Genomic DNA, 13,184 nt, shown 5'->3' with positions numbered 1-13,184 from the left:
GCAGACAAGTACAGCAATAGAGAGCGCACGGCGCATCGGGTGAGATTCCTTTCGGTCAGTGAGCGTTGGTCAAGTCGAAGTTGAGGTAAACGGGATTGCCGAAGAGCACCAGCTTGCCACTGGCGTCACGCACCTCGGCACGAATCCAGTGGCGTCGGCCATCGGTCGTCCAGGCAGCGTGCAGTGTGGCATCGGCAGAAGCGACGGGCATGGAAGGCAGCGCAGATACGGCCTTTCCATCGACGTACCACTTCGCAGTGTCCCCGGCGCAATCCACAACATGCAGGGTGAATGCCACGGACGTGCCTGCGGGCAGGGCGAGGTCGTCGCCCATCGCGGCGGCGCGTCCGTCCGCAACCGCGCGCAGGGTGAGCAGGCGGTCACGCGACCCGCTCAGGTCAAGAAAGACGTGCCCGGCACGGATGCCCGCCAGAATCGCTGCAACCGAGAGATTGGCGGCATGCACCACCGTGGTGGGGCTGCCCACGGAGCCTTCCTGCGAGGGCAGCCAGTCGCCATGATGATTGTCGCTGCCGCCCACGGCTGTGAGCCGGTAGCCTCGGGCGAGTTGCGATTGCCAGAAATGCACGCCTGAGAAAAATCCGCGGCCACCGTTGCCGTTCATCACTTCCACGGCATTCACCAGGCGCATATCCGCGGGCGGATTTGCGGTCCATCCACAGCCCATGCAGATTTCTCCGGACGGTGCTTCCGGGTGGTTGATCGACACCAGCGCGCTGAGCCGGTGCGCCGCGCGAAACATGGCATTGATGTCCGGCGCGTGCGCCGTGCCTACACGATAGTCCACATAGCGCGTGGTGCCCCAGATGTTTGCGTGCCCGTGAAAGGTGGTCATCTCGCGGCCGGGAATCAGCAGCAGCTTGTCAAAGTACGGCTGCAATTCGCGTTCGTCGTCATACTGCGACACGGCGTTATGGTCGGTGATGGCGATGAAGTCCAGTCCCCGTTTCGCGGCAGTCTGCGCGGTTACAAACAAAGGGCAGGGAACGGGCTGCCCTGTCTGGTTGAGGCAACTGCCATCGCTGTGCGCGGTGTGCATGTGCAGGTCGCCGCGATACCATCCCCGCTGGCTGTTCAAGGGATGTTCGGTAAACGAAGTGTCGTCGATATGCAGGTTGAACCATATCTTCGCGTGATAGTGCGCCGTCACATTCGGGCGAATATTCGGGACCGAGATCAGCAGCTTCCATGTGCCCGGAAGGATTGCGCCTGGCAGATAGGAGGGCGTCGCATCCGAGTCGCTGAGGGTGAACTGTTGCTTGTCGCCCCCACTGTTGCCGCGAAAACGCTCAGGGTCGGCGATGCCGAGGTTCAGTACCGTGTGCTCGGCCATCTTGTCATGCGTAAAGCGCACGGTGATGCGGTGAACGCCCGCAGGCACCTGAAACGGGATGCTGAAATAGGTCTGGTTCTGCGAGCCCCGCACAGTGCCTGCCAGCACCAGATTGGGCGAGGGCAACGAGACGGCCGTGGCTGCAGCCGAAGCCGCTTGCGGTAGAGCAGTGGCGGTTTGGGTCAGCAGAAGTAGGGCAGCGGCGGCGGAAACAAATCGCATAAGCACTCACAAAAGGAAAAAGACGGGAGGCAGGCTCGGAGTCCTGCCTCCCGGGAGGTAAGGTTAGAAGCTCAGACGCACGGCAAACTGCATCACGCGCGGATCGCCCGAGAGCGATGTGATGCTGCCCGCGCTTCCACTGGTGATATTGCCGTTCGGCTGTCCGAATTCCGGAGTGTTGGTGACGTTGAAGACCTCCCAGCGGGCTTCCGCATTGAAGCGGTTGCCGATGGGGAATTCGCGTAGCAGCGCGGCATCAAACACGCTGGTGCGGGGTCCGTAGAGAGTGTTGCGGCCCACGTTGCCGATAGCGCCCACTGCTGTGACCGCATATGCATTCGTGTAGTTGGAAGGCGCATGCGAGGCACAGGCCTTGTTGGAGCTGATGTAGAACCAGCAGGCCGGGTCGCCCACGACATGCGGCGTGCCGATCAGGTTCGGCGTCGCTGTGGCATATCCGTAGGGATCGAGCGCAGTATTGCGCTGGCCGTCGTTCTCGTTGATCTGGAACGGGTGCCCGCTGTAGAAGGTGTACACGCCTGAGGTCTGCCAGTTGCCCAGAATCCAGGCGCCGATTCCATGGTTCAGCATCGACTTTCCGCGTCCGAAGGGCAGCTCATACACATAGCTGACCGAGAGGCGCTGCGGAATGTTGAAGTCGTCGGCGCCATACCAGGAATTCCAGTTGCGGCCATCCGGAGCGCCGCCCGAGTTGGATTCCAGCTCTTCGGGCGCGGTGCCGAGGCTCTTCGAGTAGGTGTAGGCCGCATGCAGGCTCCATCCGTTGGAGAAGCGGCGGATGAGGCTGGCCTGCAGGCCGTTGTAGTTGCTGTGGCCGATGGGGCTGGTCCACTCGATCTGGCCGAAGTTGGAATAAGGAGCGGTGCCCGTGCTGACGCCGCCCTGGATGATCGGCTGGTTGTAGTCGCGAATCACATCGAGATGATGCGAGACGGTTCCGACATAATCGACTTCCGCAACCCACTCGGTACCCATCTGGCGCTGGAAGCCGAGGCTCCACTGCTGCACCATCGGATCAGGATCGTTCACCGGCACGGCGCGAATGTGGAAGGAGGTGAGGTTGTTGAAGTTGATCGTGCTGGGATCGAGGAAGTTGGACGGGAAGCCAACCGAGGGCTTCAGCACCGGTGCGGTGGTGCTGGTGAGGGTCTTGTTGATGAGGTTAGGAGGATTGAGCGCGAGTTCGTCTTCGCTGCCCGTGCGCTCAAATAGCGTGTAGTACACGCCATAGCCGCCGCGCACCACGGTTTTGGGGTCGATGGAGTAAGCAAAGCCGAAACGGGGACCAAAGTTCTTGGTGTCAGGCTTCACAATGGTGCGGTCTTGCAGCGAGCCGCTCTTGGCAAAGATCAGGCCGCCAGAGGTGGGGTCAAAGTCTGCCATGCGGTTCTTGCCCTCAATTACCGGCGTGGCAAAGTCGTAACGCAGGCCCATGTTGAGCGTGAGTTGCGGAGTGACTTTCCAGTCGTCTTCGACAAAGCCGGAGGCCATCCACATGCGCTGATCGACGAAGAAGACGTTGGTGAGCTGTGTGGATTCGACCGCGCCAAGCAGGCCGTCAGCGTAGGAGAGACCGCTGCCTGAGGCGCACTTGCCTGGAGCCGTGTGCTGGCAGGTGAAGACACCCGTGAAGCCCAGATCGCCGCGCGTTCCCGGTTCGTCCTGGAAGAGGTTGCGCATGGGCAGATAAAGGTCCACGCCGGCCTTGATGGTCTGGCGGCCCTTCACGATCGAGAGCGTGTCGTTGTACTGGTAAAGCATCGGCACCTGCTGCTTGGGCAGGTAGTCCGGTGAGCCCTCAAAGGCGTAATTGGAGAATGTGGTCAACGGAATGCCGCCGCCCACAGCCGGGTTGACGGGAATGCCTGGGACAAAATTGCCGGCATACTGCGTCAGGTTGAAAGGTTGTTGCGCGGCCTGGGAGTAGTCGCGCGTCCAGCCCAGGCGGAAGTCATTCACCATGCTTGCGTTGAAGACGTGCGTCCAGCCCAGCACGGCGCTGTAGTCCTTGAGGATCTGGTTGCCCCAGGCCGAGGTGGAAGAGCCATCGGCGAGACCGCCCAGATAACCGGGAATGTCGCGCTTGCGGTTCGAGTAGTTGTAGCGGACGAAGATGGTGTCGTTCTGTGACGGCGTCCAGTCCACGCGGGCGTCGTACTCATCGTCAAAGTCAGTCAGCAGGGCGTTGCGCGCATAGTTGTTGATGTCGGGCGCGCTGCCAGGCGAAGTGGTATTCGGCAGCGGAAACAGCGCCATCAACTGCGCCATGGTGGAGTCAATGCGGCTCTGCGGAATCTTGTTGTCGGCAAAGGGCTGGCATCCGCTGCCGGAGTAGGGCGTCGAGCAGGTGGTGGGGTCGTAGATGGTGTTGTACTTCACGCCGAGGCTGGCTGCCGTCTCGGGGCTGAAGTCACCAATGCGCTCATTGGGCAGCGGTACCGTGGAGATGCGTGAAACACCCTGCTTGATGCGCGTGCCATCGTATTCAAAGAAAAAGAACAGCTTGTTGCGCACAATGGGGCCGCCGATGCTGCCGCCAAATTGGTTCTGATTGTTCTCAGGCTTCTTCAGGTGGTTGAGGTCAGAGATGTAATCGTTCGCGTCAAACTTCTGGTTGCGAACATACTCGTAACCGAGGCCGTGAAATTTGTTAGTGCCGCTCTTGGTGTTCACCGAAACCACGGCGCCAGGACTGCGGCCATATTCCGCCGAGTAGGGATTAGTGATCACGTTGAACTGGGCAATCGTGTCCACCGAGGGGTGAGCGGCTTCGGTGCTCAACTCCTGCACGTTCTCTGAGAAGGTATTGTTGTCAATGCCGTCGAGAATGAAGTCATTCTGCAGCGAGTGGATGCCGTTCACATTGAAGTCGCCGGTGCGGCCTGCGGAGGTTGCGCCCGATTGCTGCGTGTAGCGGCTGATCTGAACGCCCGGCACCGAGCGCAGCAGGTCATCCCAATTGCGCAGATAGAGTGGCGTCTTTTCAATGGTGGTTTCGCTGATCACGGTGCCGATGGAGGCATCGTCGGGCGAGAGCATTGGCGCGGAGGACTGTACCTCCACCGTCTGCTGGGCAGACCCGAGTTGCATGTGGAAATCCTGCCGGGCACGTTCGCCCACCTGGAGCGTGATGCTGGCACTTTCAGGGCTGAAGCCCTGTGCCTTCACGGCTACGTGGTACTGGCCAATCGGCAGGTCCTGCATGGAGTAGAGTCCCGCGCCATCCGTGTGCGTGGTTCGGGTGTAGCCGGTGGAAGGGTTGGTCACCGTCACGGTCACGTGGGCAACCACCGCGCCGGTCGGGTCGGTCGCCAGTCCTGAGAGGCTGGCTGTATTCACCTGTGCCTGCAGCAAGCATCCCCCTGACAGAATCGTCAGAAGGATGACAAATCGGAGAAGCAGAGAGCGCATGTGTCGTTTCCTCTTATTGGTTGGGTTGTTTTTTTGAAGCGCCATGAGAGCTTTGTGGACCAGCGGATGGGCCTCCGCGGCGCCGGTCCCTTCTGCCACTTGTATGTGCTCGCCAGCCGGACTCGCGGCGCTGTCCCCGCCACACCGCTGAAGAAGCGGTGGGCGGCATAACGGACTGGTGCTCCGCCGGGCGGCGGAGGGATGCGCAGTAGCGGCTGTGATCGATCTCATGCGGGTGCGAAGAGGTGGCCCGGCACGGGAATGCCGTGGCTCGTCTTCCTGCGCTCATCGTGGCCTCACGGCCGCATGCCGCAAAGTGTCTACCCCGGCTTCACACAGGGCTTTACCCCTGTGTAGAGTTCGCGCAAACCCTTTGTCTGGTGAGGATTGCAAGAAGTTTGAATTGTTTGTGAATGAGTTACGGAAGGCATGGAAATTCGGATGGATTCATCGTCTGTTCACCAAGTTTCCCTAGCCTGTAGCCAAGTCTGTTAAGAAATTCCTCTCTCGACAGACGAGTCATCCCCCCTTGCCGGTCACCTTTTGACCGGGCGGAGTTGCAGATTGGGACGCGCTGCGTTTCTTGACCGGAACAAGAAACTGTCACGGGCACAATTGCCCGCGCCGGTTCCAGACCCGGATGCGCCTGCATCGCTGAGTCTTGAAATGCTGCGCTCCGATGAGCGCTGGCTGCTGGCGCAACGCATTGCGGCCAGCCGGCACTTCTCCCGCTCGCCGCTGCTGTGCCGCTTTTTGCTTTACATTGTTGCGGAGACCATCGAAGGCCGCGCCGCGCAGATCACCGAGCACGCCATCGGTGTCAGGGTGTTTGACCGTCCCCGAACCTATCGCACCGTAGAAGACAACATCGTGCGCAATTATGCGCGCCAGCTACGCAAGCGTCTTGCGGATTTTTACAGTCACGAGGGCGCGGGCGAGGCTTGCGTGATCGATATTCCGCTGGGCGGATATGTGCCCAACTTCGGTTCAGTCAGCCCTGAAGCCTGCCATGAAACGGCCAAAGAGCCCGCGACAGCGCCGAGGCCCGTGCTGGCCGTCCCCGCCGCCGTACCTCCGTCTACGCTGAAGACGCGCGGCTTCCGCTGGGCCTATCTGCTGGCTTTAGCGGTGTACACCTGCGGACTGGCGGGTGCTGTATGGTTCGTGTCCGCCTGGGCGCATTCGCCGCATCCGGCCCGGCGCATCACCGACCCGCTGTGGGAGTCTCTGCTGCGGTCGCAGGAGCCGACTTATATTGTGCCTTCTGATTCCGGCGTCAACCTGATGGAAGACCTCCGCCATCAGGCCCTGCCGCTTGCGGACTATATCAGCGGAAATTATCTGAACTATCCACTGCACGACTTGAATCCGCACACTGCGGATGATCTGCGCACGCAGCAATACACCAGTTATGCCGATATGCAGATTGCCTTCAGCATTGAGCACCTGCCGCAGTTCGACGCTCAACGGGATAGCGTGCGATTTCCGCGTGCACTGCATCTGGACGATCTGAAGACCTCCAACGTGATCCTGCTCGGTTCAGAAGACAGCAACCCCTGGGCCTCGCTGGCTGAGACCGGCGCAAACTTTCGCATTGTGGATCAAGAGGGAATGGACGGAGCGCGCATCGTCAACACCCATCCGCGTGCCGGTGAGCAGGCTGCTTACACCAGCCATTGGAATGAGCCTTCGCACGAGACCTATGCCCTGATGGAATACCTGCCCAATATGGCCGGTACGGGTCACCTTCTGCTCCTGCAGGGGTTGGATGTGGCGGGTACCGAGGCTGCGGCCGAGGCATTGCTGCATCCCGCGGTGATTGCGCCGGTCCTCCATAACGCACTCCGGCCCGACGGCACGTTGCGTTCATTTGAGATTCTGCTGCGCTCCACCAGCATCGCCTCTAATGCCGCTGGGGTGCAGGTGGTGACCAGCCGCGTCTACTGAGCACTCGTAACCGATAAAATAAAGAGTGATGAAACCCCTGGAAGGCAAGACTGCACTCATCACCGGCGCGGCCCGGCGCATTGGACGCGTGCTCGCGCTCTCTCTGGCCGGGGCCGGAGCCAACATCGCTATCACTTACCGCGAGTCCTCAAGCGACGCCGCGCAAACGCTGCGGGAGTTGCAGGATCTCGGCGTCGAAGCCATCGCCATGCAGGCGGACGTGCGCGATCCGGACTCGATCACTGCCGCCGTGGATGCAGCGGTCACCCGCTTTGGACGACTCGATCTGCTGGTCAACAATGCCGGCCGCTTTGAGACCGCGCCGCTCGAAGAGATTTCACTCGCCCAGTGGGACGCAATGTTTGAGACCAACACCCGCGGCCCGTTCCTGGTGGCGCAGGCTGCGTTTCCGCACCTCAAGGCCACGCAGGGCCGCATCATCAACATTGGCTCGCTCGGCGGCATGCATGCGTGGGCCACGCACGCGCACTACTGCACCTCAAAGGCCGCGCTGCACATGTTGACGCTCACCATGGCCAAGGCCTTTGCGCCCGCCATCAGCGTGAACTGCGTGGCGCCCGGCATGATTGTGAATGGGGAAGTGACGGAGGGTTATGAGCACTTTGCCGAAAAGACGCCAATGCGCCGCAATGGCAAGGCTGAGGATGTAGCGGCCGCCGTGCTCTTTTTCGCCGCCGGACCGCATTTCATCACCGGACAAATTCTAGCCGTAGACGGCGGACTCGGTTTGTAGCAGCGACTGTTATGAGCTATTTGCGGCCAAGTAGGCGTGAGAAAAATCCACCGTGTCTCGGTCCGGGTTCGTCGTCCGCCTCGTCATACCGCGAACGGGGAGCCTTCGGGACCGGACGGCCTTCAAACACAGCCAGGGGATTGGTCACACACAGCCGCTCGGCCACTTCCGCGCCGTACCGTTCGGCCACCAGCCGCCGTGCCTCGCTCATGACTGGTGGACGCGATTCGGTATTGTGCGCATCGGTCGCCAGAAAATGCACCCAGCCTTTGTCGAGCAGCCGGAAGCCCATGCTCTGCGCCGTCTTGCCGAAGCGGCCGGTGAGCGAGTTGCTCGTGATCTGCACGAGGCAGCCGTGTTCCAGCCATTCCGCTATGCGCTCGGGCTCTTTCTGCAGCAGCAGGTTGCGCTCAGGATGCGTAAGGATCGGGCGCGCTCCTGCCAGAGTCAATTCATAGAAAGTGTCGGTAATGCTCTGCGGAATGTGGAAGTCGTCGAACTCCACCAGCAGATAGTTCTTCCCGTTGATGGTGTACTTCTTCGGATTTTTGAGCGCGTCTTCAATGTTGTCAAAAGACAAATGGAAGTCGCAGCCCGCACCCAGAATCACGCGATTCCCCACGCGCTCCTGAATCATCGCCCGCCGCTCCGCATTCACCTCGAACTGGTAGGGAAAACGGCTGATGGCGTGCGGCGTACAGGCAATGTGCGTGATGCCGTCATTCGCGGCCATCTCCGCCATGCGCACCGAGGTTTCCAGGTCTACGGCGCCGTCATCCACTCCGAAAATGAGGTGATGATGTATGTCGATCATGCGCGTGTCGCGAGTGCCTGCACCAGAGAGTGAAAGAGCAGAAATCCATCGGCCGAGCCCAGCAGCGCTTCGCTTGACCGGTCAGGGTGCGGCATCATGCCCAGCACGTTGCGGCCCTCACTCAGAATGCCGGCAATGTTTTCGCGGGAGCCGTTCGGATTGGCCGCTGCCGTAATTTCGCCCTGCGGCGTGGCATAACGGAAGGCAATCCGGTCCTGCCGCTTCAGCTCGTCAAGCGTGGCATCGTCACAGAAGTAGTTGCCCTCCATGTGCCCGATGGGCATTTGCAGCACCTGCCCCTTGTTGAGCTCATGCGTGAAGGGGGAATTTGTCGTTTCCGTGCGCAGGTGCACCTGCTTGCAGATGTACTTGAGCCCGGCATTGCGCATGAGCGCGCCCGGCAGCAGACCGCTCTCGCACAAGATCTGAAAGCCGTTGCAGATGCCCATCACCAGGCCGCCGTCGGCGGCAAACTTCTTCACCGATTGCATCACAGGTGAGAAGCGCGCAATCGCGCCCGTGCGCAGGTAGTCTCCATAGGCAAAGCCGCCGGGCACCAGAATTGCATCGCAATTCTCAAGGCTGGGCGAGTCATGCCACAGGAAGGTCACCGGCTGTTGCGCCAGCTCGGCAATGACGTGATAGGTGTCGTGATCGCAGTTCGATCCGGGAAAGACCAGGACGCCGAATTTCATACCATCAGGCTATCAGGTTGCCGTGAGGATTGCTGCCCCAGCCGGTTATCGCACCGTCTCATCGAGAAAGCTCCTCAGAACTGCATCCTTTTCGCTTTCCGGCGCCCGCCGCAGGTCGGCAAAACGCTTGGGCACGCGTGCGGCCTCAAAGTTTGCCTGCGTTTGCGCGTCGCTCCCGGCCTTCCATGCCAAAAAGAGCTTGGGCGTGCGCAGCGTTTTGAGCGCGGGCTTCGGGTCAAGTTGCTCGCGTTGCAGCAGCACCATCGGCAGCAGACGCGCCCGTGCATCCTGCTCAAAAATTTCCCGGGCCGTGGGCGAAATATCAGCCAGCACCAGGGCCCCCAGCGGATGCGTTACCGCCAGATGCGTCGCAAAGCTCGCGCCTGCGCCGTCGCCAAAGGCAACAATGCGCGCCTCCGGCACTCGCCGGGTCTGCACCAGGTAATTCCATGCGGCCAGGGCATCCGCCTCTGCCTGCTGCTCGGTGGCATGCGGGCCGCCGCTCGCGCCGAAGCCGTGGTAATCAAAGACCAGCACGTTCACGCCAATGTGGTGCAGCGTTTCAAGTTCCGGCAGCGAGCCAGACATTGATGCCTTCGCGCCGTGCAAGTAGAGAACCGTATCGTGCGCATAGCGGGCGTTTGTGGCCGCGGGAATCCACCAGCCGGTGAGCGCTGTCTCTCCGGGCTGCGCCGCGCGAAAGCCTACCGACTCGAAAGGAAGGCCCACATTCGCCGGCGTGGCGGTAACCTTGGCAGCGGTGGAGCCGGGCACGGCAAAAATCATCTCCCACTGGTTCTGCCAGAACATGGTGCAAAGCACCGCGTAGGCGCCCAGCATGGCCAGCACCACCGCGAACGACGCCATCACCAGCACCCAGCGCAGCGTCGCCAGCGGGGTCTGCGTGCGGCGTGGAGCCATGGGCGAGCCCGGCGCGTAATACACCGTTCCTGTACGTTTGGATGATTTCTTCTTTGCCATTTACCTTCCAGGCCGCTGGCTTGCGGCAAAGTCCTCAGCCAAAGGCCAGCTCATCGGGCGACTCCAGCGGCGTGCCGCACACGCGGCAAATCACGGTGGCACAATCGCCGCACACCAGCGGATCGTCCACCGCCCGCCTGCAGGTGGGGCACCACAGCGCGTCGCGCTTCTCCACTGAGGAGGGGTTCTGCTCTGCTGGCGGCAGATTTTCTGCCGGTCTGCCTTGATTCGCTTCAGTCATTCTGTGTTCGAGCGTAGCATGAGAAAGATTCCGGCCCTGGAGAGTTGCTTGATATGCCGCAATGGTTGCGCCTCTGTTCCACTGCTGATCTGCCCGCTGAAGGCGAAGTCCGTGAACTTGCAATGGGGGAGCGTCTCTACTGCGCGGCTATGGTCGAAGGCCGCCTCACCGTTACGGACAACGAGTGCCCCCACCGCGGCGGCCCGCTCGGGCAGGGACTGATTGAACAGGGCCGCGTCATCTGCCCCTGGCACGCCTGGGCGTTTGATCTGCGCACGGGCTGCGCGCTGCACAATGCCAAGGCTTGCATCCACATCTATCCCACGCGGATAGAGGGCGAGGATGTACTGATCGAGTCCCGTTGAGAGCGATTGCACCAGCAAAAAGCCCTGCTCCATGAGGAGCAGGGCTTTTGTCTTTGCGGCGAAGCCGCGTCTGCCTGGACGGCCAGTCCTTAGTACATGCCTTCCATGCCGCCATGGCCGGGAGCCGCCGGAGCCGCCTTGGGCTCAGGAATCTCAGCGACCATCGCTTCGGTCGTCAGCATCAGGCCGGCGATCGAGGAGGCATTCAGCAGGGCAGTGCGGGTGACCTTGGTCGGGTCGATGACACCGGCCTTGACCAGATCCTCAAAGACGCCCGATCCGGCGTTATAGCCGTAGTTGGTGTCCTTGTTCTCGTGGATCTTGCCCACCACCACAGCGCCTTCTTCGCCGGCGTTGCCGACAATCTGGCGCAGGGGCTCTTCGATGGCGCGGCGAATGATCTGTGCACCGATCTTCTCATCGCCTTCGAGCGTCTTGATGAGCTCATCGACCACCGGGGTGCAGCGAACCAGCGCCACACCGCCGCCCGGAACGATGCCCTCTTCCACGGCCGCGCGGGTTGCGTGCATCGCGTCTTCCACGCGAGCCTTCTTCTCCTTCATCTCGGTCTCGGTAGCAGCACCGACCTTGATGACGGCCACGCCGCCCACCAGCTTGGCGAGGCGCTCCTGCAGCTTCTCGCGGTCATAGTCCGAGGTGGTCTTCTCGACCTGGCTGCGAATCTCCTTCACGCGGCCTTCGATCGCCTTGTCCTCGCCACGGCCTTCGACGATGGTGGTGTTGTCCTTGTCGATGGTGACGCGCTTGGCACGGCCCAGGTCTTCGAGCTTGATGTTCTCAAGCTTCAGGCCCAGATCTTCGGTGATCGCGTTGCCGCCGGTCAGGATGGCGATGTCGCCCAGCATGGCCTTGCGGCGGTCGCCGAAGCCAGGAGCCTTCACCGCAGCCACGTTCAGCGTGCCGCGCAGCTTGTTGACGACCAGGGTCGCCAGCGCTTCGCCGTCCACGTCCTCAGCGATGATCACGAGCGGCTTGCCGTTGCGGGCAACCTGCTCGAGCAGGGGCAGCAGATCCTTCATGGTGCTGATCTTCTTCTCATAGATCAGGATGTAGGGATCTTCCAGTACGGCTTCCATGCGGTCAGGATCGGTCACGAAGTAGGGGCTCAGGTAGCCGCGGTCAAACTGCATGCCTTCGACCACATCGAGCTGGGTCTCGAGCGTCTTCGACTCTTCGACCGTGATCACGCCGTCCTTGCCAACCTTCTTCATCGCCTCGGCGATGATGGTGCCGATGGTCGCGTCACTGTTGGCCGAGATGGTGCCCACCTGGGCAATCATGTCGCCGGAAACCGGCTTCGAGAAGGTCGACAGGGCGCCGCCAATCACGTTGCCGTTTTCATCGCGCTTGCCCACGATCGACTCCACAGCCTTATCGATGCCGCGCTTCAGAGCCATCGGGTTCGCACCGGCGGCCACCGTCTTGACACCCTCGCGATAGATGGCCTGAGCCAGCACGGTCGCGGTGGTGGTGCCGTCACCGGCAACGTCAGAGGTCTTCGAGGCCACCTCGCGCACCATCTGCGCGCCCATGTTCTCGAGCGAATCCTTCAGCTCGATCTCCTTGGCGACGGTCACGCCGTCCTTGGTAATCGTCGGCGAACCGAACTTCTTCTCAATCACCACATTGCGGCCCTTGGGGCCGAGCGTCACCTTGACTGCATCGGCCAGAGTGTTCACACCGCGCAGGATAGCCTGGCGGGAATCTTCTCCATGCAGAATCTGCTTTGCCATTTCCGAATCTCCTTGAATCTTTGTCTCAGTTACGTTTTCGCCGCAGGCGCGTATGCCCGTGCGGCCAGCACTACTTCTTGAGGATGCCGAGGACTTCTTCTTCGCGCATGATCAGGAACTCTTCACCGTCGATCTTGATCTCGGTGCCGGAGTACTTCCCGAACAGCACGCGGTCGCCCGACTTCACATCCAGCGGGAAGACCTTGCCTTCGTCGTTGCTCTTGCCCTTGCCCACAGCGATCACTTCGCCTTCCTGCGGCTTTTCCTTGGCCGAGTCGGGGATGATGATGCCGCCGCGAACCGTCTCGCCTTCATCGATGCGGCGGACCAGGATGCGGTCATGGAGCGGGGTGAACGTCGTTGCTACGGTAGCCGTTGCCATTTCGTTGCTTCTCCTTCAGAGTGTTGCGTGCGAATTGCTATGTTCCGGTGCGTTGGCCGCAGCCGGGGAAAACTTTGCGGGATCAGCCCGCTGGTCAGAACATCAGGTTGCATCTGCATCAGAGATTGTGTGCCCGTCAGCGTGTCCTATCCATGAGGACAGGGCTCGAAAGGGACTCTTCCGAACCGTTTAGCACTGTCAACCTCTGAGTGCTAATGTACTCCAGTCCCTCGGGGAGATGTC

General features: G+C 61.1%; 11 protein-coding genes. 3 read left to right on the top strand and 8 right to left on the bottom strand.

Going from position 1 to position 13,184, the window contains the following annotated elements; all coding sequences use genetic code 11:
* Positions 1-55: 55 nt before the first annotated feature.
* Entirely contained in the window at positions 56-1,576 is a 1,521-nt protein-coding gene (locus tag ACP_RS03505) for a CehA/McbA family metallohydrolase (protein ID WP_015895903.1), read from the bottom strand.
* 63 nt (positions 1,577-1,639) lie between these two features.
* Positions 1,640-5,008, bottom strand: a complete 3,369-nt coding sequence (locus tag ACP_RS03500) for a TonB-dependent receptor (protein ID WP_015895902.1) — start codon at positions 5,006-5,008, stop codon at positions 1,640-1,642.
* Between the two features lie 564 nt (positions 5,009-5,572).
* On the opposite strand from ACP_RS03500, the gene ACP_RS03495 reads away from it, so the two are divergent.
* Positions 5,573-6,955, top strand: a complete 1,383-nt coding sequence (locus tag ACP_RS03495; RefSeq protein WP_015895901.1) for a hypothetical protein — start codon at positions 5,573-5,575, stop codon at positions 6,953-6,955.
* Positions 6,956-6,983: 28 nt separating this feature from the next.
* Positions 6,984-7,709 (top strand): SDR family NAD(P)-dependent oxidoreductase, encoded by a 726-nt coding sequence (locus ACP_RS03490; protein WP_015895900.1) that lies wholly within the window; start codon positions 6,984-6,986, stop codon positions 7,707-7,709.
* A 16-nt stretch (positions 7,710-7,725) separates the two neighbouring features.
* On the opposite strand, the gene ACP_RS03485 is transcribed toward ACP_RS03490, so the two are convergent.
* From ACP_RS03485 to ACP_RS03470, 4 genes are read right to left on the bottom strand one after another with little or no spacing between them, the layout of a single operon-like run.
* Complete coding sequence (locus ACP_RS03485; RefSeq protein ID WP_015895899.1) at positions 7,726-8,523, bottom strand: tyrosine-protein phosphatase; 798 nt, start codon at positions 8,521-8,523, stop codon at positions 7,726-7,728.
* A complete protein-coding gene (gene purQ, locus ACP_RS03480) occupies positions 8,520-9,218 on the bottom strand; it encodes a phosphoribosylformylglycinamidine synthase subunit PurQ (protein WP_015895898.1) in 699 nt (232 codons plus the stop codon). The genes ACP_RS03485 and purQ overlap by 4 nt, the downstream gene beginning before the upstream one ends.
* Before the next feature lie 45 nt (positions 9,219-9,263).
* A complete protein-coding gene (locus tag ACP_RS03475) occupies positions 9,264-10,199 on the bottom strand; it encodes an alpha/beta hydrolase (protein WP_015895897.1) in 936 nt (311 codons plus the stop codon).
* A gap of 34 nt (positions 10,200-10,233) precedes the next feature.
* Positions 10,234-10,440 carry a hypothetical protein gene (locus ACP_RS03470; RefSeq protein WP_041839240.1) on the bottom strand — a complete coding sequence of 69 codons (207 nt, stop codon included), beginning with the start codon at positions 10,438-10,440 and terminating at the stop codon, positions 10,234-10,236.
* Positions 10,441-10,493: 53 nt separating this feature from the next.
* Between ACP_RS03470 and ACP_RS17620 the strand changes: the two genes are divergently transcribed.
* Positions 10,494-10,805, top strand: a complete 312-nt coding sequence (locus ACP_RS17620; RefSeq protein ID WP_015895895.1) for a Rieske (2Fe-2S) protein — start codon at positions 10,494-10,496, stop codon at positions 10,803-10,805.
* Between the two features lie 89 nt (positions 10,806-10,894).
* Here the strand turns inward: ACP_RS17620 and groL are convergent, their stop codons facing one another.
* Both groL and ACP_RS03455 read right to left on the bottom strand, forming a co-directional pair.
* Positions 10,895-12,559 carry a chaperonin GroEL gene (gene groL, locus ACP_RS03460; protein ID WP_015895894.1) on the bottom strand — a complete coding sequence of 555 codons (1,665 nt, stop codon included), beginning with the start codon at positions 12,557-12,559 and terminating at the stop codon, positions 10,895-10,897.
* A gap of 70 nt (positions 12,560-12,629) precedes the next feature.
* The gene (locus tag ACP_RS03455) at positions 12,630-12,941 is read right to left on the bottom strand and encodes a co-chaperone GroES (protein ID WP_015895893.1); all 312 of its coding nucleotides are present in this window, start codon (positions 12,939-12,941) and stop codon (positions 12,630-12,632) included.
* Positions 12,942-13,184: the final 243 nt, after the last annotated feature.

This window comes from Acidobacterium capsulatum ATCC 51196 (assembly GCF_000022565.1).
Classification (GTDB): Bacteria; Acidobacteriota; Terriglobia; order Terriglobales; family Acidobacteriaceae; genus Acidobacterium; species Acidobacterium capsulatum.
Note: the sequence above shows the minus strand (reverse complement) of the source record. Positions and strands in the feature narration are given on the sequence as shown.